The organism is Cellulomonas sp. JZ18 (assembly GCF_009720485.1).
Taxonomy (GTDB): domain Bacteria; phylum Actinomycetota; class Actinomycetes; order Actinomycetales; family Cellulomonadaceae; genus Cellulomonas.
In genome coordinates this window covers 135259-157477 of the sequence record NZ_CP045245.1, presented here as the reverse complement: position 1 = coordinate 157477, position 22219 = coordinate 135259, and the positions used below count along the sequence as shown (strand labels likewise).

Annotated in this window: 17 protein-coding genes and 1 pseudogene; 8 read left to right on the top strand and 10 right to left on the bottom strand. The window is 76.7% G+C overall.

All coding sequences use genetic code 11. From position 1 onward, the window contains the following. Positions 1-87 precede the first annotated feature (87 nt). Positions 88-1599 carry an MFS transporter gene (locus tag GC089_RS00765; protein WP_370514043.1) on the top strand — a complete coding sequence of 504 codons (1512 nt, stop codon included), beginning with the start codon at positions 88-90 and terminating at the stop codon, positions 1597-1599. A 55-nt stretch (positions 1600-1654) separates the two neighbouring features. Continuing rightward, positions 1655-2482 carry an RDD family protein gene (locus tag GC089_RS00760; protein ID WP_155376072.1) on the top strand — a complete coding sequence of 276 codons (828 nt, stop codon included), beginning with the start codon at positions 1655-1657 and terminating at the stop codon, positions 2480-2482. A 43-nt stretch (positions 2483-2525) separates the two neighbouring features. Here GC089_RS00760 and GC089_RS00755 read toward each other — a convergent pair whose 3' ends face one another. From GC089_RS00755 to GC089_RS00740, 4 genes are all read right to left on the bottom strand, one after another. Further along, on the bottom strand, positions 2526-3131 hold the full coding sequence (locus tag GC089_RS00755) for a hypothetical protein (RefSeq protein ID WP_155376071.1): 606 nt from the start codon (positions 3129-3131) through the stop codon (positions 2526-2528). A 2-nt stretch (positions 3132-3133) separates the two neighbouring features. After that, positions 3134-4543, bottom strand: a complete 1410-nt coding sequence (locus GC089_RS00750; RefSeq protein ID WP_230684963.1) for a glucose-6-phosphate dehydrogenase — start codon at positions 4541-4543, stop codon at positions 3134-3136. Between the two features lie 83 nt (positions 4544-4626). Next, positions 4627-7266 (bottom strand): AAA domain-containing protein, encoded by a 2640-nt coding sequence (locus GC089_RS00745; protein ID WP_370514042.1) that lies wholly within the window; start codon positions 7264-7266, stop codon positions 4627-4629. Positions 7267-8380: 1114 nt separating this feature from the next. Next, entirely contained in the window at positions 8381-8752 is a 372-nt protein-coding gene (locus GC089_RS00740) for a DUF3817 domain-containing protein (protein ID WP_155376069.1), read from the bottom strand. A 277-nt stretch (positions 8753-9029) separates the two neighbouring features. On the opposite strand from GC089_RS00740, the gene GC089_RS00735 reads away from it, so the two are divergent. Then, positions 9030-10121: an alpha/beta fold hydrolase gene (locus GC089_RS00735; RefSeq protein WP_230684962.1), complete on the top strand. Its 1092-nt coding sequence runs from the start codon at positions 9030-9032 to the stop codon at positions 10119-10121. A gap of 7 nt (positions 10122-10128) precedes the next feature. Here the strand turns inward: GC089_RS00735 and GC089_RS00730 are convergent, their stop codons facing one another. Both GC089_RS00730 and GC089_RS00725 read right to left on the bottom strand, forming a co-directional pair. Continuing rightward, entirely contained in the window at positions 10129-11019 is an 891-nt protein-coding gene (locus tag GC089_RS00730) for a dihydrodipicolinate synthase family protein (protein WP_155376068.1), read from the bottom strand. 154 nt (positions 11020-11173) lie between these two features. Then, a complete protein-coding gene (locus GC089_RS00725; protein ID WP_155376067.1) occupies positions 11174-11593 on the bottom strand; it encodes a VOC family protein in 420 nt (139 codons plus the stop codon). Positions 11594-11722: 129 nt separating this feature from the next. On the opposite strand from GC089_RS00725, the gene GC089_RS00720 reads away from it, so the two are divergent. Beyond that, on the top strand, positions 11723-12013 hold the full coding sequence (locus GC089_RS00720; protein ID WP_155376066.1) for a hypothetical protein: 291 nt from the start codon (positions 11723-11725) through the stop codon (positions 12011-12013). 10 nt (positions 12014-12023) lie between these two features. Here the strand turns inward: GC089_RS00720 and GC089_RS00715 are convergent, their stop codons facing one another. Continuing rightward, on the bottom strand, positions 12024-12959 hold the full coding sequence (locus tag GC089_RS00715) for a 1,4-beta-xylanase (RefSeq protein ID WP_155378845.1): 936 nt from the start codon (positions 12957-12959) through the stop codon (positions 12024-12026). A 173-nt stretch (positions 12960-13132) separates the two neighbouring features. Here GC089_RS00715 and GC089_RS00710 point away from each other — a divergent pair, with 173 nt between their 5' ends. Next, a complete protein-coding gene (locus GC089_RS00710; protein WP_155376065.1) occupies positions 13133-14026 on the top strand; it encodes an SDR family oxidoreductase in 894 nt (297 codons plus the stop codon). A gap of 79 nt (positions 14027-14105) precedes the next feature. Next, on the top strand, positions 14106-14675 hold the full coding sequence (locus tag GC089_RS00705; protein ID WP_230684961.1) for an NAD(P)H-binding protein: 570 nt from the start codon (positions 14106-14108) through the stop codon (positions 14673-14675). Positions 14676-14814: 139 nt separating this feature from the next. On the opposite strand, the gene GC089_RS00700 is transcribed toward GC089_RS00705, so the two are convergent. Beyond that, positions 14815-19092 carry a choice-of-anchor I family protein gene (locus tag GC089_RS00700; protein WP_155376064.1) on the bottom strand — a complete coding sequence of 1426 codons (4278 nt, stop codon included), beginning with the start codon at positions 19090-19092 and terminating at the stop codon, positions 14815-14817. Between the two features lie 135 nt (positions 19093-19227). On the opposite strand from GC089_RS00700, the gene GC089_RS00695 reads away from it, so the two are divergent. Further along, positions 19228-20097, top strand: a complete 870-nt coding sequence (locus GC089_RS00695; protein ID WP_155376063.1) for a CPBP family intramembrane glutamic endopeptidase — start codon at positions 19228-19230, stop codon at positions 20095-20097. Positions 20098-20204: 107 nt separating this feature from the next. Next, the gene (locus GC089_RS00690; RefSeq protein ID WP_155376062.1) at positions 20205-20705 is read left to right on the top strand and encodes an SgcJ/EcaC family oxidoreductase; all 501 of its coding nucleotides are present in this window, start codon (positions 20205-20207) and stop codon (positions 20703-20705) included. A gap of 98 nt (positions 20706-20803) precedes the next feature. Here GC089_RS00690 and GC089_RS00685 read toward each other — a convergent pair. Both GC089_RS00685 and GC089_RS00680 read right to left on the bottom strand, forming a co-directional pair. Next, positions 20804-21372: pseudogene (locus GC089_RS00685) on the bottom strand (uracil-DNA glycosylase). A 369-nt stretch (positions 21373-21741) separates the two neighbouring features. Then, the gene (locus tag GC089_RS00680; protein ID WP_196250772.1) at positions 21742-22215 is read right to left on the bottom strand and encodes a hypothetical protein; all 474 of its coding nucleotides are present in this window, start codon (positions 22213-22215) and stop codon (positions 21742-21744) included. Positions 22216-22219: the final 4 nt, after the last annotated feature.

Genomic DNA, 22219 nt, shown 5'->3' with positions numbered 1-22219 from the left:
GGGCCCGCAGGCCGTACCGGCCGGCCGGGCCCGCACCAGTCCCCCGGCGCCGCGTCCCCACGCGCGTCCCGACGCCCAGGAGGCGCCGTGCCCGACCCGCAGCCGCACGCACCCCGGCCGGCCGCGCCCACCGGAGCGGCCCCGTCCGACGCCGCCGACCCCACCGCGCGGCTCGACGCCCTGCCGGTCACGCGGCGGCACGTCCGCCTGCTGCTGGGCTCGGGCGTGGGCTGGACGTTCGACGCCATGGACGTCGGCCTCATCTCGTTCGTCATCGCCCAGCTCGGGGTCGTGTGGGGGACGCCCACGTCGCAGCTGTCGTGGATCGCGTCCGCCGGCTTCCTCGGGATGGCGGTGGGGGCCGCGCTGGGCGGGCTGCTCGCGGACCGCATCGGCCGGCGGCAGGTGTTCGCGCTGACGCTGCTCGTCTACGGCCTCGCGACCGGCGCGTCGGCGCTCGCCTGGTCCGTGGCGGCGCTCATGGCGCTGCGGTTCGTCGTCGGGCTCGGGCTCGGCGCGGAGCTGCCGGTGGCGTCGACGCTCGTCAGCGAGTTCGCGCCGCCGCGCATCCGCGGCCGCGCGGTCGTCGTGCTCGAGTCGTTCTGGGCGGTCGGGTGGATCCTCGCCGCCGTCATCGGCTACCTCGTCGTGCCCGTCGGCGACGACGGGTGGCGCTGGGCGCTCGCGCTCGGCGCGCTGCCCGCGGTGTACGCGGTCGTGGTGCGCCGCGGCCTGCCCGAGTCCGTGCGGTTCCTCGTCGAGCGCGGCCGGCACGCGGAGGCCGACGCCGTCGTGCGCGGGTTCGAGGGCTCGCGCGCCGTCGGGCACGACGGCCGCACCGGCGCGCAGGTGCGCGACGCCGAGCCCGCGGCGCGTGCGGCGACGCCGGCGACGTCGGGCACGTCCGAGGCAGGCACCGCGACGGAGGACGAGGCGCCGCGAGGGGCCGGCACGCAGGGCCGGTCGGACGCCGCGGGCGCGTCGGGCGCCGCCACGCGCACCCGTGCCCGGCTGGCGGCGCTGTGGGCACCCGGGCTGCGCCGGCGCACGACGGCCCTGTGGGTCGTCTGGTTCGCCGTGAACTTCAGCTACTACGGCGCGTTCATCTGGCTGCCGTCGCTGCTCGTGGCGGACGGCAACTCGCTCGTGCGGTCCTTCGGGTACACGTTGGTCATCACGCTCGGCCAGCTGCCGGGGTACGCGGCCGCCGCCGTGCTGGTCGAGCGCTGGGGACGGCGCCCCACGCTCGCCGCGTTCCTCGCGGGGTCCGCCGTCGCGGCCGGGCTGTTCGCCGCCGCGTCCGGCACCGGCCCGGTGATCGCCGCGGGTCTCCTGCTCTCGTTCTTCAACCTCGGGGCGTGGGGCGCGCTGTACGCCGTGACCCCGGAGCTGTACCCGACGCGGGTGCGCTCGACCGGTGCCGGGTGGGCGGCCGGCGTCGGTCGCACGGCGTCGATCCTCGCTCCGCTCGCCGTGCCGCCGCTGCGCGAGGCGGGCGGGACGGGGCTGCTGTTCGCCGTGTTCGCGGCCGTGTTCGTCGTCGCCGCGGCCGGTGCGCTGGCGCTGCCGGAGCGGGCCGGGGAGACGCTCGACGCCTGACGGGCCCGGGGGACGGCGGCTCAACGCACCGCGCGGACGTGCCGATACGGACGCCATGACCACCTCCGACGGGCCCGGACCGGGCTGGTACGACGACGGCGTGACGCCGGACGTCGAGCGCTGGTTCGACGGCCACGGCTGGACCGAGCACACCCGCCCGCTGCCCGCTCCGGCCGCACCGCCCGCACCCCCGGCACCGGTGGTCGGCGGGACGACGTGGGCACCCGCCGGGCCGGTCCTCGCGGACGTCGCGGCAGCCGCACCGGGTGCGCACGCCGCACCGGCCGCGCACCACGGCGGCGTGGCGCCGCTCGGGACGGCCGCACCGGTCGCGGTCGCGAGCCCCTGGTCGACGCCGGCCTCGTCGTGGGGCACCGGCGTGCCGTCGACGCGGTCCTCGGCGCGGCCGCCGACCGCCGCGCTGCCGTGGGCGCCGGTCCCGTACGCGAGCTGGGTGCTGCGCGTCGCCGCCTACCTGCTCGACACGCTCGCACTGGTGCCGTGGGGCCTCGCGTACGCCTACGCGATGCTCACCGCCACGCCCGGCACCGACGTGTACGGGACGCCCGCGCTGCAGCCGACACCCACCGGGACGACCGTGCTGCTCGTCGGGGTGCTCGTCACGTGGGTGCTGTACATCGCCAACCGCTGGGTGCTGCCCGCGCGCACGGGCCAGTCGCTGGGCAAGCGCGCGGTCGGGATCCGCGTCCGGTCCGAGCAGACGGGCACGACCCTCAGCGTGTGGATGTGCCTCGTGCGGGACTTCGCCCACGCGCTGGACTCGCTCGTGCTCTACCTGGGCTACCTCTGGCCGCTGTGGGACGCCAAGCGGCAGACCTTCGCGGACAAGGCCGTGAAGGCGGTGGTCGTGCGCGACGTGTGAGCGCGCCGCACGAGAGCGCGTGACGTCGGCGGGCGCACCGGCGTCAGGACCGGCGGTCCTCCTCGCGCACGTCGTCCTGCCCGGGGCCGCCGGCGGTGTCCGGGACCTCGTCGTGACCCGGTTCCGGCTGCACCCGCGTGACCTCGCCGTCCTCGACGCCGACCTCGGTGCCCACGGGCCCGTCGCCGCCGGCACCGGCCGCGCTCTCCCGCTCCACGTCGCCGTGCGCGCCGGGCACCGGCTCGCCGCGCCCGGGGTCGAGCGGCACGTCACCGTCGGGCACGTCGGCCTCCGCCTGCGCGTCGAGCTCGGCGCTCACGCGCTCGCCCTCGGCGACGACGGCGTCGCGCTGCTCGGCGATCGCGGCGCGCACGCGCTCGGCCTGCGTCGCGAGGTCCTCCTTCACGGCGGTGACCGCCGCGTCCACCGCGGCGCGCGCCTCGGCCTCGGTGCGCTCGAGCTCGGCCGCGAGGCGCGCCTCCTCCGCGTGCAGCGACGCGCGGACCCGGTCGAACGCCTCCTCCACGGTCTGGGCGCCCTCGTCGGCGACGACCGCCGTCCCGCCGTCCGGGACCTGCCCGCCCTCGTGCTCCTGCACCTGCGTGTCCACCTGCTCGTCCACCGGTCCGTCCTCGTGCTCGTCCGTCATGGTCACTGCCCCAGCACCCACCCGTGCGGCTCGGCCAGCCGACGTGCCTCCTGCGGGCCCCACGAGCCGCGCGCGTACGGCACGGGCTCGGGGCGCCCGTCGCCGAGCAGCGGCGCGAACGCCCGCCACGCGGCGTCGAGCCCCGCGGGGGTCGTGAACAGCGTCCGGTCCCCGACGAGCACGTCCTGCAGCAGCCCGGCGTACGGCGGCAGGGAGGTCCCCGGCACGTCGTCCAGCGAGAGCCGCACCGTACCGGTCTCCAGCTCCAGGCGCGGCCCCGGCTTCTTCACGGTCGTGACGAGCCGCACCTCGCCGGCGCCGGTCAGGGACACCTCGAGGCGGTTGGGGCCGACGTCCTCGCCGAACAGGTGGTCGGGCGTACGCAGCACGAGCGTGACCTGCTGCGCGGACGTCGCCATCTGCTTGCCCGTGCGCAGCAGGAACGGCACGCCGCGCCAGCGGTCGGTGTCGACCCACAGCCGGGCGGCGACGTACGTGTCGGTCGTCGACCCGTCGGCGACCCCCTCGATGTCCCCGTAGCCCTCGAACTGGCCCAGCACGACCTCGTCCGGGTCGAGCGGGCGGAACGCCTCGAGGACCTCCTCGCGGGCCCGTCCCAGGTCGTCGGCGGACAGGCCGGCGGGCGGTTCCATCGCGACCTGTGCCGCGACCTGGAACAGGTGCGTGACGAGCATGTCGAGCGCGGCGCCGGTGGCGTCGTAGAACTCGGCGCGCTGGTCGACGTCGAGGGTCTCGGGCACGTCGATCTGCACCTGCGCGACGTGGTGCCGGTCCCAGGCGCCGCCGATGAGCTCGTTCGCGAACCGCGACACGTGCAGGTTCTGCGTCGCCTCCTTGCCCAGGAAGTGGTCGATGCGGAACACCTGGTCCTCGTCGAGCGCCTCGTGCACGACCGCGTCGAGCTCGCGGAACGAGTCCGGCGACGTGCCGTACGGCTTCTCGTAGACGACGCGGACGCCGTCGGTGAGGCCGTGGCGGGCGAGCGCCCGCGTGAGCGGCACGAACGACTCCGGCGGCACGGCCAGGTAGTGCACGACCAGCACGTCGCCGTCGCGGTCGCCGGTGAGGTGCTCGCGCAGGTCGGCCAGGACGTCCGGGAGGGTGCCGGGGTCGTCGTCGTCCTGGCTGACGTCCCGGCACCAGGCGACGTGCTCCAGGACGTCGTCGAGCGCGTGCCGCGACTCGTCGTCGCCGAACTCGTCCAGGGACGAGCGGACGACGTCGCGGAACTCCTCCACGTCGAGGTCGCGACGGCCGGTGCCGACGAGCGCCCACCGCTCGGGCAGCAGGCCGCGCGCGTCGAGCGTCGCGAGGGCGGGGACCACCATGCGCCGCGACAGGTCGCCGCGGGCGCCGTGCAGGACGAGGACGAGGGGGCGGTCGGACGGCACGGGCACCATCTCCGGAGGGCTCGGCCGACGTGGCGCCGGTGCGGGACGGCAGCACGTCGGTGCGGTCGCGGACCTCCTCGACGCTACGTGCGGCTGCCGACGGGCGCGCGCGCAGCGTCGAGGGGCCCGGCCGGGACGTCCGGCACCGGCACGACGCTGGCGGTGGTCAGGCCGATGAACGCACCGAGCCGCTCGAGCGTCTCCGCACGGCGCGGCAGGACGTGCGTGAGGCGCGTGCTGCGGACGACGAACGCCGCCCACTGCCCGCGCGAGACGGCGACGTTGAGCCGGTTGCGGTCGAGCAGGAAGTCGAGGCCGCGCGGCACCTGCGCCGGCGACGACGCCGCCGTGGTCACCACGACGACGGGCGCCTGCTGCCCCTGGAACCGGTCGACCGTGCCGACCCGGGCGCCGCCGAGCCCGGCGGCCTCCAGCGCCTGGCGGACCGTGAACACCTGCGCGTTGTACGGCGCGACGACGAGCACGTCCTGCGGCTCCAGCGGCCGCTCGGACGCCCCCGCGCCCGCCGACGGGTCGCGCCAGGTCCGCCCCACCAGGTCCCGCACGAGCCGCACCACCGCGTCCGCCTCCTCCAGGGAGCGGACCTTGTTGCCCTCGTGCTCGACGAGCACCCCGTGCACACCGGGGGCGACGCCGTCGAGCTCGCGCGCGGCGGCGGCGGGGGCGGCGGCGAGGCGGCCCTCGTAGGACAGGGTGGACACGGCCGCGCACAGCGCGGGGTGCATGCGGTGCGTCACGGGCAGGAAGTAGCCGAGCGCGGGCGGCAGGGTGTCGTGCCCGTCGGACAGCCACCCGAGCGCGGACCGGTCGACGGGCTCCGGGTGGGTGCCCTGGCTGACCTGCGGGAGCTGCTGCGGGTCGCCGAGCAGCAGGAGGGTGCGGGCGGCGCCCGCCACGGCGAACGTCGTCGCGAGCGCGAGCTGCCCGGCCTCGTCGACGACGAGCAGGTCGAGCGGGGCGTCCGGCAGGCGACCGGCGTTCGCGAGGTCCCAGGCGGTGCCGCCCAGCACGGCGCCCGCGCCGGGCGCGCCGCCGGGGTGCGAGCCCCAGAAGCCCGCGAACCCCTTGTCAGGCACCCACGTCCACGGCGCGTCGGGGTCGGCGACGCGCCCGTCCTGGGCTCCCGGTGCCTTCTTCGCGATCGCGTCGGCCGGTACCCCGGCGCCGGCGACCGCCCGGAGCATGTTCTCCACGACCGCGTGCGACTGGGCGACGACGCCGACCCGCCACCCACGCGCGACCAGCCCCGCGACGACGCGCGCACCCGTGTACGTCTTGCCGGTGCCGGGCGGCCCCTGCACGGCCACGTACGAGTCGTCGAGGTCGAGCAGCGCCCGGGTCAGCACGTCGACGGCGTCGTCGGGGTCGGCCAGCGGCGGGATCGGGGCGCCCGACCGGGTGCGCGGCGGCACCCGCCGGGCCAGGTCGAGGACCGCGCGGGTGGGCAGCCGGACGTCGTCCGTCGGCTGCGCGGGCACCCCCTCCAGCCCGGCCGCGACGTCCTCGGCGAGCGCACGGATCGCGTTGCGCAGCGGCTGCGTGCCCAGCGGCCCGGCGGGGGCGAGCGCCATCGGCAGGGCGTCGAACGCGTCGGACCCCTTGGGGCGCGTCTCCTCCACGACCAGCACGTCGCGGACGCGCCCGTCCCGCTCGACCGCCGTGACCTCCAGCACCGTCATGCGCTCGCACCAGCCGCGCGGGCCGTCGGGCGAGGACTTCATGCAGTCGGGGAACGGCGGGTCGTACAGGCCGACGGCCTTGGCGCCCGCGCGCAGGTCGCTGCCCGGCTCGAGCCGACCCACCATGCGCAGCACGCGCCGCTCCACCTGCTTGCCCGCCGGCAGGCGCCACGCGTCGAGGACCTCGACGTCGTCCGCGACGAGCACGTTGCGCCGTTCGGCCCACTCGGCCGGGTCGGCCTTGAGCCGGTCGAAGTGGCCCCACCAGTACGGCTTGTCCTCGCGCTGGTGGTACCGCAGCGCGGCGGCGACGAGCGCGAGGGCCTGCCGCCCGGGCGGGCGCACGACGCCCTCGTTCGGCCCGGGGCCGGCGACGGCCATGAGCCGCTCCTCGAGCGGGTCCGGCTCGCCCAGCTCCGCGGCGCGCGCGGCGGCCTGGGGGTCGAGGACCGTCGGCCGCTGCGGCTCCAGACCGGCCTCGGCGAGCCGCGCGAGCAGCCAGTCCCGCAGGCCCAGCGTGGACAGGCAGTCGTAGCGGTTGTACGCCGCGATCGCGTCGAGGCGGTCCTGCCACTCGCCCTCGCGCCCGGCGTCGCGCGCCGCGACCGCCTCGGCGTACTCCACGATGGAGTCGGCCGCGTTCGTGACGCCGTCGCCGCGGCCCTGCGCCATGTACAGGGGCTCGAGCTTCTTCAGCGAGTACGAGCGCTGCCCCGTCTGCACGCCGGCCCGCACGGCGGCGTACAGGTCGACGAGGACGCCCTCGCGCAGCAGCCCGTCGACCTCGGCCTCCCCCTCCCCGTGGCGGCCCGCGAGCCGCAGCAGCGCGACCTTCTCGTACGCCGCGTAGTGGTAGACGTGCAGGCCGGGGAAGCGGCTGCGGCGCTCGGCGAGGTAGTCGAGGAAGGCGCGCAGGGCCGTGCGCTCCTCGCCGCGGTCGTGCGCCCAGAACGCGCGGAACCGCGGCTCGGCACCCGGGTGCTCGGGCGCCTCGACGACCCGAACAGGTACTCCAGGCCCCACGCGTCCGGCTCGCCCGCGAGCGCGGCGTCGTACCAGAGCGGGTCGCCCTCGAAGTCGAAGAACACGTCGCCCGGGTCGGCGGGCGGGAGCAGCGCGGCGACCCGCTCGGGGTGCGGCACGGCCCACGGCACGTCGGTCGGGTGGTCGGGGTCGGCGTTGCGCCGCTCGAGGTCGACGTGCAGCCGGGCCTGGCGCAGCACGCGCGCCACCTGCGCGGGGCTGAGCCCCTCGACGGCGAGGTCGTCGGCCGCGGCGGCGAGCTCGTCGACCGTCGTGACGCCCGCCGCGGCGAGCAGGGCGCGCTGCCGCTCGTACACGCCGGCGACGAGCGTCGGGTCCCGCCGCTCCTCGAGCTCGGCGACGCACAGCGAGCAGCGCCCGCACGCGGCGACGCCGGGGGCGCCCCAGGACACGGGCTCGACCGCCGCCCGGTGCGCGTCGAGCAGCGCCTCCAGGCGTGCGCGCCGCTCGCGGTACACGGGGACGAGGTCGGTGACGGCGTGCGTCGCGACGGCCCCGTCCCCCAGGACGAGCACGACGTCCCGCGCGACGGGCACCCCCGCCCGGGCGAGCTGGTCCGCGTACGCGGCGACCTGCAGCAGCGCCGTCGGCTGCGCGTTGCGCGCGAGCTTGGCGTCCCGCACGCCCCACACGTCGCCGTCCGGGCCCGGCTCGCGGACCACGAAGTCCGCACGCCCGACGAAGCGCCCGTCGAAGAACGCGGCCTGGTGGACGACGTCCGCCCGGGCCGCGAGGCGGTCGAGCGTCGTCGCGTGCGCGGCCTCCAGGTCCGCCCGCGACGCGGGGTCGGAGGCCCTCGGCACCTGGGCGACGCCACCCGTCCTGCCGGGCGACCAGACCCCGTGCTCCGCGACGAGGGCCCGCAGCACCCGCTGCTCGTGCTCGTCCCCCAGGTGCGACACCCGCGCGAGCATCGCGTCGGCGTCGGTGACGGCCAGCGGCCCGCGCCCGAGCCGCGCGTCGAGCGCGCGCAGCACCGCGAACTCGCACTCGGCGGCGGCCGTCAGGTCGCTCGCGGAGTACGTCAGGGTGCCGTCGTCGAGCAGGATCACAGCGGCAGGCTACGTGCCGGCACCGACACCGCCGCCGCCCGTCAGACGCCCGCAGCGGCCCCGGCGCGCTCCGGCTCCCCGTCGCCCGTCGGCGCCGCACCCGGCCGCGCGAGCCGCCCGGTCCGGCGCAGCCACCGCTCCAGCGGCAGCGTGACCAGCGGCGGGACCGCGGCCGCGAGCGCGAGCCCCGTCACCCACCACGGCCACCGGAGCCGCACCGCGGCGACCAGCGCGACGGCCACGTACACGAGGAACGCGCCGCCGTGCAGCCGCCCGAACACGGTGACGCCGAGCTCCGTCGTCTGCGTCACGTACTTCAGGAACATTCCCGCGAGCAGCCCCGCCCAGGTGAACGCCTCGACGAGGGCGACGACGGCGAGGACGCGTCCGGTGCGGTCGACGGGCGTGCGCATGCGGGTGCTCCTGGGAGGTCGGGGGTGGTGCCTCCATCGTGCCCGACCCCACGGGCCCGCACGGACGAGGAACCGGGCGGACGAGGAACCGGGCGGCGCCCCCGGCCGTTGCGGCGGTCATGGGGCAGAAGCGGGCGGGCGACGACGGGGTGGCGAGGGCGGCGCAGCAGGTGCTGGCGCAGCAGGGCGGGACGGTCGAGCGGCCCGTGGGCGCAGGCGCCGACGGCACCGTGCGCGTCGCCTGGGTGCGCTCGGGCCCCCGGGGGACGCGCCGCCCGTGCTCGTCCTGCCGGGCGGTCCCGGGCTCGCGTCGGTGCTGCCGTACATCCCGCTGCGCGCGGACGCCGCCCGACGCGGCCTCGACGTCCTCATGGTCGAGCACCGGGGCGTCGGCCTGTCGCGTCGCGACACCGACGGCCGCGACCTGCCGGTCGCCGCCGTCACCGTCGCCGCCGTGGTGGAGGACCTCGCCGCGGTGCTCGACGCCGCCGGTGTGGACCAGGCGGTCGTGTACGGGGCGTCCTACGGCTCGTACGTCGCGCAGGCGTTCGGGGCCCGCCACCCGGAGCGGGTGGCGGCGATGGTCCTCGACTCCCCCGTGCACGCACCCGCGGAGGACCTCGCGACGGCGCGCGCCCACCGGCGGCGGCTGCTGTGGGACGGCGAGGACCCGGCTCTCGCCCCCGTCGCGGCGGCCGTGCGGGCGCTGGCCGACGACGTGCCGCCCGCCGAGCTCGGGCACGTCGTGCAGGTCGTGCACGAGTTCGCCGGTCCCGAGGTCCTGCACCGGCTGCTCCTCGCGCGCCGCGCCGGCCGGCTGCGGGCGGTCTGGGACCGCGTCGCGACGCTCGGCTCGGGCGAGACGGAGGGCAGCGGGCGGCCGTACGTCATGGAGCCGGACCTGGTGGCGGGGATCATGTACGGCGAGGTCGGCTCCGGCCTGCCGCCGGACGGCCTGCCGCTCGACCCGCAGCTCGCGTTCGCGGACGCGGCCGCGCGGCACGTGGCCCGGTACGGCGTCCCGGTCGTCGCCGACCCCTTCGACCTGCCGGCCGCGGTCCCGTGGTTCACCTGGCCGACGGCCGTGGTGTCCGGCGACCGCGACCTGCGCACGCCGCGCCCGGTGGCCGAGCACGTCGCGGCGGTCGACCCGGACGCGGTGCTCGTGCCGCTCGCGGGCACGGGGCACAGCGCGCTCGACACGCACCGGCGTGCGGCCCTGCACGTCGCCCACGCGGCGGCGGTGGGCGCCGTGCACCGCCTGCCCGCGCTCGCCGACCGGCTCGCCGCCCTGCCGCGGCGCGGGCCGTCGCGGCACGTCGGCACCGCGATCACCGCGGTGGTGCGGGCGACGACGCGGCGCCCCTGACGCCCGCTCAGACCCGCTCGGCCGCCTCCAGCGCCGCCACCACGGCGTCGCGGTCCGACGCCGGGAGGCCCTGCACCGGGCGCGGCAGGCACGGGCCCTCGACGAGGCCGCGGTGCTCCGCGAGCGCGGCGGCGACCCGGACCCCGCCCTGCGCGGACAGGACGTCGAACGCCGGGCGCAGCGCGTCCGTGAGCGCGTCGACCGTGGCCCGGTCGCCGGTGCGCGCGGCGTGCGCGAGCCGCACGGCGGTGGCCGGCACGACGCCCGCGAGCACCGACCACCACGTGTCCGCACCGGCCGCGAGCGCCGTCGCGGCGTACGCGTCGCCGGAGAACCCGACGCCGACGTGCGCCGGCACGAGCGTCCGCAGGTGCGCGAGGCGGGCGCTCACCGCGGCCACGTCGCCCGGCGCACCCGGCAGCTTGACCGACGCCACGTGCGGCAGCGCGGCGACGCGTGCGAGCAGGTCGTCGGTGAACGCCACCGACGTGGTCCGCCGGTTCTCGTAGGGCACGAGCGGCAGCGGGACGCGCTCGGTCACCTCCGCGTACAGGTCGACGACCTCGTCGTCGGTCAGCGGCTGGTACGTCACGGGCACGAGCAGCAGACCCGCGGCGCCGGCCTCGGCGGCGTCCTGCGCGTGCGCCAGCACGTCGGAGGTGCGCAGCGCGCCGACGCCCGCGAGCAGCGGTACGTCGCCGACCTCCTTCACGGCGCGCGCCACGACCGTGCGCCGCTCCTCGCGCGCGAGGTACGGCGCCACGCCGGTGGACCCGAGGACGCAGACCGAGTCGACGCCCGCTGCCGCGGCGGCGGCGACGAGCCGGCCGACGGCGTCCTCGTCGACCCGGTCGTCCCGCAGCGGGGTCAGGGGGAAGGCGCTCACACCGGCGAACATCGGCTCTCCTCGGGCGACGACGGCGGGCCGCCGTCCGGCCCGGTGCCCACCGTGCCAGGTCGGCACGCGCGGCGCGGCCCCGTTCCGCGACGACCCCGGACCTGGTCAGCACCGGCGCCCCCGGGTGCTGACGAACCGCGGGGTCGGCCGGCGGTCAGGTGTCCCGGTGCATCCAGGGGGTGTACGTGATGCCCACGAGCAGCCCCTCCGGGCTCTGCAGGCGGGCGGAGGTCTGGCCCCACGGCTCGTCGTGCGCGTCGACGAGGACGTCGTGCCCCGCGCCCCGCAGCTCCGCGACCGCGTCCGCCACGGCCTGCGCGGACCGCACGTCGAGCTCGATCCAGGCCTGCGGCACGGGCCGGTCGGCGGGCCACTCCGGCCGCCCGAACGTCGCCTGCGCCGCCTGCGCGAGCGGCCACCGCGCGAACGCGCGCACCCCCGGCAGGTCGTCGGTCGCGAAGTACCCGGGCGCGACCTCGGCGAAGGCGATCCCCAGCGCGTCGGCCCAGAACGTCCCCGCGGCGGCGTCGTCCCGCGTGACCGGCCCGAACCCCGCGACGAACTCGACGTGCACGTCGGCCTCCCCCGGTCCACGACGCGGACCTCGCGCCGCTGCGCCCAGCGTGCCCCGCCGGAGGCGCCGGCGTCGACGTCCGTGCCGAACCCGTGACACGGCCCGCCCGCTCGCGGGACGATCGCGCCCGTGACGAGGAGCGAGCGGACCGGGACCGTCGTGGTGGCCCTGCTGGGCGTCGCCCTGCTCGTGGCCGGGCTGGTGCAGGTGCGCACGGGCGAGGTGTCGTTCGGGTGGTTCGCCTACGCCCCGCTGCCGGAGACGGTGTACGCGCCGGCACCCCCGTCGTGGCGGCTGGGCCTCGTCCTGGTCGTGGCGGGCACCCTCGCCCTGGGTGGTGCGGGCGGCTTCGCCGTCGGCCGGCGCGGCCGCGGCACGCGTCGGGACACGGGCGCCGCCGGGGGCGGCACCGGCGGCTGAGCCCTGCCGCTCACCCCTCCCGCCGCCGCGCGACCCCTGCGGCGTACGCGTCCCGGATCACCGCTTCCGCCGGCTTGCCGAACGGGCAGTAGTCGTCGTTCCCCGCGGCGTCCGCCTCGGCGTACAGCCGGGTCGGCCAGTCCCAGAGCATGAAGCCGCCGACCCAGTCGCGTCGCGCGCAGGCCGCGAACGCGGCGCGGTACCAGTCCGCCTGGGCCTCGCCCGACGGCGCGCCCGGCAGCCCCCAGTCGTTGGGGAGCGCGGGCGACCCCTCGCGGCTCGGGCAGCCGGCCTCGAGGAAGAGGAACGGCTTGCCGACGCGGCGCACGACGGCCTCGATGCGGTCGAGCTGCGCCTCCCAGTCGTCCACGGGGTAGTAGCCGGACGACGAGACGACGTCGACCGCGTCCCACCAGCGGACGTTCCCCTCCTGGTACTTGTCGCAGTTGTAGGTGACCAGGCCGGGGTAGACCTCGCGCACGGCGGCGACGAGCGCGCGCCACTCGTCCTCGCGCTTGTCGGACTGGACCATCTCGCAGCCGACGCACACCATCGCCACGCCCTCCTCCGCGGCGATGCGGGCGTAGTGCACCTGGAGCTCGGTGTACGCGGCGAACCACTGCGCCCACGTCGGCTCGCCGGGCACGTCCTCGTCGAAGAAGGCGATGTGCGCGCGCCAGGTGCCGTTGCGGACGTTGACCACGGGCTTGAGGCAGACCTGCAGGCCGCGGGCGTGGGCGGCGCGGATCGCAGTGCGGACCTCGTCGTCGGTCGGCGTGGGGGCGTCGCGCCAGGCGATGGACGTGGACTGCGCGGTGTCCTGCAGCGCGGCGAACGCGAGCGTCACCCACGTGACGCCGAGCCGCTCGACCATGAGGTCCATCGAGGCGTCGGCCTCCGGACCCGTCCACGTCCCCCGGCCGCCGCCGGTCCAGCCCCACGTCATGCCCGCCGCGTACCCGGCGAGCGGGCCCAGGTCCGTACCGGTGGTCGTGCTGGTGCTCGTCACGTCGTCTCCCTCGACCTCGTCGTCGTCCCGTCACTTTATTCGCCAGCCGAAAGAAGTCCAGGGCGCCACTCGGCGTGCGGGCTCCCGGGCGTCTGCTGACGATGGGGTGCATGGCTGACCAGACGACGAACCAGGATCCCCGCTCCCAGTACCCGGGCCCCGAGTCCCAGACCGGCGAGACGATCGAGCCTCCGGGTCGTACCGAGGAGATGCCGAAGGAGCCCGACCACGGCGAGCAGACGTACCGCGGCTCGGGCCGCCTCGAGGGCCGCAAGGCGCTCATCACCGGCGGAGACTCGGGCATCGGCCGCGCCGTCGCCATCGCCTACTCCCGCGAGGGCGCCGACGTGGCGATCGTGTACCTCCCCGAGGAGGAGGAGGACGCGCAGGAGACCGTCCGCCTCGTCGAGGAGGCCGGGCGCAAGGCCCTCGCGATCCCGGGCGACATCCGCGACGAGCAGTTCTGCTCCGACCTCGTGCAGCGCACCGTCGACGAGCTCGGCGGCCTCGACATCCTCGTGAACAACGCCGCCTACCAGATGGCCCAGCCGGGCAGCCTCGCCGACATCACGACCGAGCAGCTCGACCGCGTCTTCAAGACCAACCTCTACGCGATGTTCTGGATCACCAAGGCCGCGCTGCCGCACCTGAAGCCCGGCTCGGCGATCATCAACACGAGCTCCATCCAGGCGTTCGAGCCCAGCCCGCCGCTGCTCGACTACGCGACCACCAAGGCCGGCATCCTCAACTTCACGAAGGGCCTGGCCCAGCAGGTCGCCGAGCAGGGCATCCGCGTCAACGCGGTCTGCCCGGGCCCGATCTGGACGCCGCTCATCCCGGCGACCATGCCCGACGAGAAGGTCGAGTCGTTCGGCGGCGACACGCCGCTCGGCCGTGCCGGCCAGCCCGCCGAGATGGCGCCCGCGTACGTGTTCTTCGCCTCGCAGGAGTCCAGCTACGTGACGGGCGACCGCATCGTCGCGACCGGCGGGAAGCTCGCCTGATGCGCGTCGCGGTCGTCGGCGGGCACGGCAAGGTCGCGCGGGCGCTCATCCCCCTGCTCGTCGGGCGGGGGACGAGGTGGTGCCGCTCGTGCGCAAGCAGGAGCACGCGGACGAGCTGCGCGGGCCCGGCGTCGAGCCGCGTCTGCTCGACATCGAGGCGCAGGACGCCGACGCGTTCGCCGAGGCGTTCGCGGGCGTCGGCGCGGTCGTCTTCGCCGCCGGCGCCGGGCCGGACGGGCGCGCCGACCGCAAGCGGACCGTCGACCTGGAGGGGTCCCTGAAGTCCATCGAGGGTGCCCGCCGGGCCGGCGTGCAGCGGTTCGTGCAGGTCTCGGCGATCGGCGTCGACGAGCCGCTGCCGGACGACGCCGGCGAGGTGTGGAAGGCGTACGTGGAGGCCAAGCGGGACGCCGACGCCGCCCTGCGCGCGTCGGACCTCGCGTGGACGATCATCCGCCCCGGCGGCCTGACCGACGACGACCCGGTCGGGACCGTCCTGCTCTCCGAGTCCGCCCCGCGGGCGCAGGTGCCGCGCGCCGACGTGGCCGCCGTCATCGCGGCGTGCCTCGCGGAGCCGGCGAGCGTCGGCAGGCAGTGGGAGCTCGTCACCGGCGACGTGCCGGTGCGCGAGGCGGTCGCGGCGGGCTGACCCGCCGCTCCCCCGCACCCTCCCCGACCCGGCACCCTCCCCGACCCGGCCGGCGGGTGCGCACCGCGGGGTGCGCACCCGCCGGGTGAGGGTCTCCGTCGGCGGCGTCTCCGTCGGCGGTGTCTCCGTCGGCGGCGTCTCAGTCGGCGGTGCCGACCTCGGGAGCCGCGGGAGCGCCGTCCGCGCGCGTCCGGGCGCCGCGGCGGCCGGTCAGCACCGCGGCCCCCGTGCCGAGCAGGCCCAGCGCGACGAGCAGCGCGAACACCACGTCCGCCCCCGTGTCGGACAGCCGGCCCGGGAACTCGCCCGTGCCCGGCACGAGGCCGGCCGCCACCCCGCCGGCACCCCCGCCCGCGGTGGCGAGCACCGTGAAGGCCGCCGACGCGGCCGGCAGGCCGGCCGACGTCACGACCAGGGAGTGCGAGCCGGGGGCGAACCCGGCCGGCACGGTCCACGTCACCAGCACCCGGCCCGAGGCGTCGGCGGTGAACGTGCCGAGCGCCACCGGGTCCGACTGCACGGTGACGGCGACCTCCTGGCCGGGCTCCAGCCCGGACAGCCGCGCCCGCAGCTCCTGGCCCTGCCGGACCTCGGCGCTGTCGAGCGCGATCGCGACCCACGAGGTGGCGGACGCCGGGACCGCACGACCGACGGCGGCGGGCGACACCGGGCTGTTCGCCTGCACGTAGGCCACCGACGCGGCCAGGTCGACCTGCCCGGAGTCGACGCGGGAGGCCCCGGCGGCGAGGGCGGCGAAGCCGTCCCCACCGGACGCGAGGAACGAGTTGGCCGTGACGCGGTACGTCGCGCCGGGCTCGACCGGCCGGTCGCCGACGCGCACCTCGACGACGCGCTGCCCCACCGGGGCGGACTCGTCGTACGTGTAGGTGACGTTCGCCGACAGCCCGAGGTGCAGCTTGGTGCGCGGCGCGGCCGCCGTGCCCCACTGCTGCTCGAGCAGGTCGACGAGCTGCTCACCGCTCAGGTCGACCACGACGAGCGTGTTGGCGAACGGCTGCACGTCCGCCACCGCCCGGTAGGTCACGGCGCCGTCCGGCCCGGCCACCAGGTCGGCGCGCAGGCCGCCGGGGTTCATCACCGCGAGGTCGGCCGGCGTGCCGCCGAACGCGGGGTTGGCGCCGCTCGTCGCCCACAGGTGCATGTCGGCGACGAGGTTGCCGAGCGGCGACTCGAGGCTGCGGTCCACCTCACCGGCGGCGTTGCGGGCGCGCAGCACGTCGGCGGTGAGCGACCCGACGACCACGGACCCGAGCTCCGCCGCGTCCGCGACGGCACGGGCCACGATCTCCTCCACCGCCGGGTCCGCCGGGTAGGCGGGCGCGCCGTCGACGACCATCGGCAGCAGGTCCTGCGCCGCCGAGACGACGCGGTCGGCCGCGGTGTCGTACGTCAGCGTGGCCCGGGCGAGGTTGTGCCCGTACTGACCGCCCTGCAGGACCGGCCGGAGCACGTCGCTGCCGGAGACCGGGAACGCGCACGCGTACGAGCGGTGCGTGTGCGCCGAGAAGATCGCGTCGACCTCCGCGGACGTCTCCCGCACGACGCGCCCGAAGTCGCTGTCCTCCGCGCCGACCGCGGCGCACTCGCCGACCTCGGCGCCGTCGTGGACGAGCGCGACGGTGACGTCCGCGGCGTCCTGCTCCTCGATCTCGGCCGCGACGCGGTTCAGCGCCGCGACGGGGTCGCCGAAGTCGAGACCCGCGACCCCGGACGGCGACACCAGGGTGGGCGTCGCCGCGGTGACGACGCCGACGAACGCGACGCGGACACCCGACCGCTCCACGACCTCGTACTCGGGCAGCACCGGCTCGGTGGTGCCCGCGCGGTACACGTTCGCGCCGAGGTACGGGAAGTCGGCGAGGGGCTGCACGCGGCCGGTCAGGTCGTCGATCCCCTGGTCGAACTCGTGGTTGCCGACGGCCGAGACCTCCAGGCCGGCCGCGTTGAGCACGTCGATCGTCGGGACGTCCTGGGCGATCATCGACGGGAAGGTCGACGCGCCGATGTTGTCGCCCGCGGAGACGAAGACGGTGTCGGGGTTCTCCGCCCGCAGGTGCTGCACCGCGCCGGACAGGACCGCCGCACCGGCCACGCCACCGCGCAGGTCGGCCTCGAGGCGCCCGTGGAAGTCGTTCGTCGCGAGGAGCTGCAGCTCGACGAGGTCGTCCGCGGCGGGGGTGCCGGTCTCGACGGCGAACAGCGTCGTCGTGCCGGACACCTCGTTGCCGACGGCGATCATCGGCTCGCCCGTCGGTGAGTCCGCCGCGGGCACGAAGGCGATCGACTCGGGGCCGAGGTCGCCGGCGGCAGCGAGGTCGCCGCCGTCCTCCACCGAGACGGAGAAGTCGCGGTTGTTGACGTAGCTGACGAACGACGCCGCGCGCGGGTCCGTGACGTCGTACACCGCGACGCCGCCCACGCGCTCGAACGCGACGAACGCGTACGTGCGCCCGTCCACCTCACCCACCGCGACCGCCTCGGGCTCCGGGCCCTTGTCGTCGCTGCGGCCCTCGAGGTTCGACTCGGAGTGGTTCGAGTTCACGAACTCCGGCGCCGCGGCGTGGGTGATCTCCTCGAACGACGAGCCCGAGTCCCAGACCTGCTCGCCGTCGGTCGTCCAGATGGAGAAGGAGCGCGAGCCGAACGCGTACAGCTCCTCGTAGCAGGTGCCGTCGGCGTTCAGACCGGACGCGGTGGAGACGTTGAGCCGCCCGAGCTCGGCGTCGCCGGTGAGCTCCGCGAGCGGTGCGCAGACCAGGGCCAGGTTGTCCTTGCCGAGGTCCTTCACGCGGGCGGCCTCGGCGTAGTCGCCCCACTCGCGGGCGTCACCCTCGTTCGCGGTGACGAGGTAGGTCGCGCCGCCCGCCTGGTACGACGCGACCGCGTCCGGCTGGTACAGGCCGCGCAGCCCCTCGTAGGTGCGCAGGCGGAAGCCGCCGTCCCGGTCCGACGGGTCGAGCGGCACCTGGCCGTGGTCCTGCGAGCCGAGCGCGTGGACGTCCGTGACGCGGGCGGTCGCGAGGTCCACCGTCGCGATCGCGTTCGCCTCCTGCAGCGTGACGTACGCCGTCGCGCCCGCGACGGTGACGTACTCCGGCTCCAGGTTGAGCGACGGCACCAGCTGCGGGGCACCCGTCCAGGAGGGGCCGAAGACGCGGACGCCGTCCGGCAGCGCGCCGGGGGCGTCGAAGTCCTCGAACCCGGCCGTGCGGACGGCCTCCTGCGACGGCGCCGCCAGGCCCGAGGGCAGCGCGACGACGCTCACGGACCCGGCCGGGTCCACGGCGTACGCGTCGTCGGGCTCGCCCTCGTCGGCGGTGACGGCCCACGCGCCGTCGGGCGAGACGGCGACGCTGTCGGGCTGCGCGCCGACGCGCACCGCGCCGAGCACGTCGAGCGAGGCGGCGTCGAGGAACGCGGCCCAGCCGCGCTCGGTCCTGGTCGCGTGCTCCACGGCCACGACGACGAGCCCGTCCGCGCGCACGGCGACGGAGTTGACGGAGGCGCCGGCCGGGATCGCCGCACCGAGCGCGTCGACGACGCCCGCGACGGCGATCGTGCCGACCTTCGCCGGTGCCGTCGGGTCGGACGCGTCGAGCACGTCGACCGCGCCGGACCTCGCGTTGACGACGAACAGCCGCTGCGTGCCGGCGTGGTACGTGACGATCTCGGCGGCCGACTCGTCGAACACGCCGGTCTCGTACGTGCCGAGCGGCGTCAGGGTCACGGCGGCGTCGGGCGCGGCGTGCCGCACGGGCTCGGCGACGAGGTTCGCCGAGGCGGGCGTCAGCAGCGTCGGCACGAGGCCGGCGGTGAGCAGGGTCGTCGCGGCGACGGTCGCCGTCACGCGTCGGGAGCGGGGTCGGGGCGCGTGGGGGCGCTGGTCGCTCACGGGAGTCCTTCCTCCACGGGGGCCGGCGGGTCCGGCGGGACGGACGGACGCTAGGGGCCGCCCGCGACCAGGACCCCGACGACGGGAGACGGCCGGGTGAACGTCCGGTGACCCGCGTGCCCAGCGCACGAACCCCGCGCGCAGCGGACCGCCGACGCGCTCCAGCTGGGGCCACGCCACGGCGAGCACCCGCGCCGTGTCGCCCGCGGCCGGGGCGCCGCCGAGCGCGTCCGCCACGTCCGGCACGTCCGGGTCCGGCGTGTACGCGAACACCTCGACCGGCCGCCCGTCCCGCTCGTCGGTGAAGGCGGCGCTGCCGCTCCCGTCGGGGACCATCGCGTCAGGGCCCAGGACGAGCAGGTCCACGTCGCTCGTCGCGGTCGAGGTCCCCGCCGCGCTGCTGCCCGCGACCACGACGGTGTCGGCGGCCGGCAGGCGGGCGGCGACGACGTCCTCGGCGATCCGGCGGACTGCGGGGGCACCGGGTTCATGGCGGGAGGTCACCGACCGGCACCGTCGGGCGCCACCGGATACCCGCAGCAGGACCACGGCGCGCTCGGCGGTCCGCACGAGCCCCGGAGCGCCGTCTCGTCCCTTCCGACGACGCGGGCCGCGCGCCACGCTCCCTAGCGTCGGCGCGTGCCGACCCCACCTGCCGCACCACCGCACGCCCGCGCCGGCGTGGCCCTCGGCGGCGCCGTCGGCGTGCTCGCCGCGGCCGCCCTCGTCGTGCTGCTCGTGCTGAGTCCCGCGGGCGTGCGCGAGTCCGCCGACCCCGGCGCGCCCACCGTGCCGTACTGGGCGGTGCTGCTGCCCGCGGTGGTCGCGGTGCCGCTCGTCCGTCTGCTCCCCCCGCGCACGCCCGACCTGACGCCGGCCGTCGTCGACCGGCCGCGGCTCCTGGTCGCCGTGACGGCGATGCTCGCCTGCGCGGTCGCGCTGCCCGTCGTCGTCGCGGCGGGCGGGCTCGCACGGTCCGAGGGGTACCACCTCGCCAAGCTGGTCCTGCTCCTCGCGCTGCCGGGGCTCGTGGTCGTGCTGACGCGGGGCGCCATGCACACCGTTCCCGCGCGGGGCGCGTGGCGGTGGTGGGCGCCGGCGGTCGTCCTGGTCGTCTGGACGCTCGTGTCCCAGGCGGCGCCGTGGGTCGAGGTGCCCGACTACTCCGACCTCCCGGTCGAGCTCGTCGTGACGGCCGCGGTGGCCACGGCGCTCACCGCGAGCGTCGGCGAGGAGGTGCTCTACCGGATCTGGCTGCAGACGCGGCTCGAGGCGCTGCTCGGGAGGTGGGGCGGCATCGCGGTGGCGACGCTCGTGTTCGCGCTCATGCACGTGGGCAGCCGGCAGGGCCAGGGGCCCCTCGTCGAGGTGGCGGCGGCGCTCGTGGTGCAGGGGTCGTTCGGGCTGACGGTCGCCTACCTGTGGTCGCGCTACCGCAACGCCTGGCTCACGATCGCGGTGCACCTCGTCTCGAACGGCTTCCTCGTGGTCGTCGCGCTGGTGGGCTGAACGTCACCGTCCGTTATGCCCTATTCGGTTGCAGGCGCCCCCCGGTCCGTGGCTCCCTGTTCCCGGCCCTCGACCGGGGGCCACCACCAGGGGGAAAGGGAACAGCCATGCCCGCACGTCCGCTGATCGTCGCCGCCGTCGCCGCCCTCGTCGCCGCGACGGGCACCGGGGTCGCCGTCGCCGCCGAGCCGGCGCCCGGCACCGACCTCGCCCGTCCGGGGCACCACGGCACGCCGACGAAGGCCGAGATCCGCCGCCTGTTCACCACGTGGAACGCGGCGCTCGCGACCGGAGACCCCGAGCGGGTGGACGACCTGTACGCCGACGACGCCGTGCTGCTGCCGACGCTCGCGCCCGGTGTCCACGACACGAGCGCCGAGCGGATCGGCTACTTCGAGCACTTCCTGGCGAACGACCCCTCCGGGTCCGTCGACGAGGGGGTCGTGCGCGTCCTCGGCAAGGACGTCGCCACGTACTCGGGGCTGTACACGTTCACGTTCGCCGCGACCGGCGACGTCGTCCACGCACGCTTCACGTTCGTGTACGAGCGCGATCACGGCGGCTGGGAGATCGTCGAGCACCACTCGTCCCTCGTCCCCGGCGAGTGACACCGGCCCAGTGACACCGGCCCAGTGACACCGGCCGAGTGACACCGCGAGGCCCCGCGGGCGCCACCGCCCGCGGGGCCTCCGGTGGGGCGTGCGGGTCAGGTGGCCGCCAGCTCCCGTGCGCGCAGCAGCACGGCGTCGAGCATCTCCGGCGTCAGGCGCCCCGTGAAGGTGTTCTGCTGGCTCACGTGGAAGCACCCGAGCAGGGTGAGCGTGCGGTCGTCGTCCGGGTCCCGGCGGCCCAGCACCACCTCGGCGCCGTGCGCGAACGCCGGGCGCGGGCGCGGGACCTCCCAGCCCTGCTCGGCGAGCGTCGTGAGGACCGCCTGCCAGCCGAACCCGCCGAGCACCACGAGCACGTGCGCGTCCACCAGCTCGATCTCGCGCGCGAGCCACGGCCCGCAGGTGCGGCGCTCCTCGGGCGTCGGCGCGTTGGCGGGCGGGGCGCACCGCACGGGGCGGTGACGCGGACGTCGGTCAGCGCGAGGCCGTCGTCGGCGCTGACGGACGTGGGCTGGTTCGCCATGCCGACGCGGTGCATGGCCGCGAACAGGAAGTCGCCCGACCGGTCGCCGGTGAACATGCGACCCGTGCGGTTGGCCCCGTGCGCGGCGGGCGCCAGCCCGACGACCTGGACCCGCGCGCGCGGGTCGCCGAACCCGGGCACCGGCCGCGCCCAGTACGTCTGCCCGCGGAACGACGCGCGCGGCTCGGCGGCGACGGCCTCCCGCCACGCGACGAGCCGCGGGCACGCGAAGCAGTCGACGACGCGCGCGTCGAGCGTCGCGAGGTCGGGCGCGGTCCCGGCGGCGCGCACGACGTCGGCCGCGGTGCGGGGCGCGTCGGCGGAGCTCACCGGACCATCATCGCCACGCCCGTGCGGCCGTGCCCTCGGCGCACCGTCACGACGGCGTACGCACGTCAGGGCCCGGCCGGCGCGAAGACGGCGTCCGGACGGTGCACGACGCGCAGACCGGACTCCTCGGCCAGGCCCACGACCGACGGGTGCACCAGCGGGCCGGTCACGTCGGAGGCCTCACCGCGACTCCGTGGCGGGGAACGCCGGCAGGCCGTCCGGGTCGCGGTAGGACGCGACGAGCGTGTCGACGTCGTGGGCGAGGGTGCGCACGAGCGTCGCCGCCTGCACGGAGTCGAGCTCGCGCGCGACGTGCCCGTCCCACCGCACGTTCCACCACGTCACCGGGTCCTTGACGACCTCGGCGCCCGCCAGCGGCTCCCCGCGCCGCACCGTGACGATCGGCGGCAGCCCCTGGGCGCTGCGCCACACCGCACCGACCGTGGTGACCACGAGGCGCTCCGGCGCGTCGACGGTGTCCGAGACCACCTCGACCTCGGGGTCGCCGTCGCGCAGGGTGCGCGTCAGCGCCCAGCCGCCCTCGACCGGAGCCAGCGCGAGCGTGCTCTCGACGCTCGAGAACCGCACCGCGGCGCCGTCCTGCGCGACGCGCAGCCCCGACTCCTCGGCGAGGCGCAGGAGCGAGGCGTGCACCGGC

What these genes read in the sequence shown, in the direction of transcription:
- GC089_RS00740 (WP_155376069.1), bottom strand. Translation starts at nt 8,752, where the DNA reads ATGCGCACGCCCGTCGACCGCACCGGACGCGTCCTCGCCGTCGTCGCC.
- GC089_RS00715 (WP_155378845.1), bottom strand. Translation starts at nt 12,959, where the DNA reads ATGACGTGGGGCTGGACCGGCGGCGGCCGGGGGACGTGGACGGGTCCG.
- GC089_RS00730 (WP_155376068.1), bottom strand. Translation starts at nt 11,019, where the DNA reads ATGTTCGCCGGTGTGAGCGCCTTCCCCCTGACCCCGCTGCGGGACGAC.
- GC089_RS00760 (WP_155376072.1), top strand. Translation starts at nt 1,655, where the DNA reads ATGACCACCTCCGACGGGCCCGGACCGGGCTGGTACGACGACGGCGTG.
- GC089_RS00755 (WP_155376071.1), bottom strand. Translation starts at nt 3,131, where the DNA reads ATGACGGACGAGCACGAGGACGGACCGGTGGACGAGCAGGTGGACACG.
- GC089_RS00690 (WP_155376062.1), top strand. Translation starts at nt 20,205, where the DNA reads ATGCCCGCACGTCCGCTGATCGTCGCCGCCGTCGCCGCCCTCGTCGCC.
- GC089_RS00710 (WP_155376065.1), top strand. Translation starts at nt 13,133, where the DNA reads ATGGCTGACCAGACGACGAACCAGGATCCCCGCTCCCAGTACCCGGGC.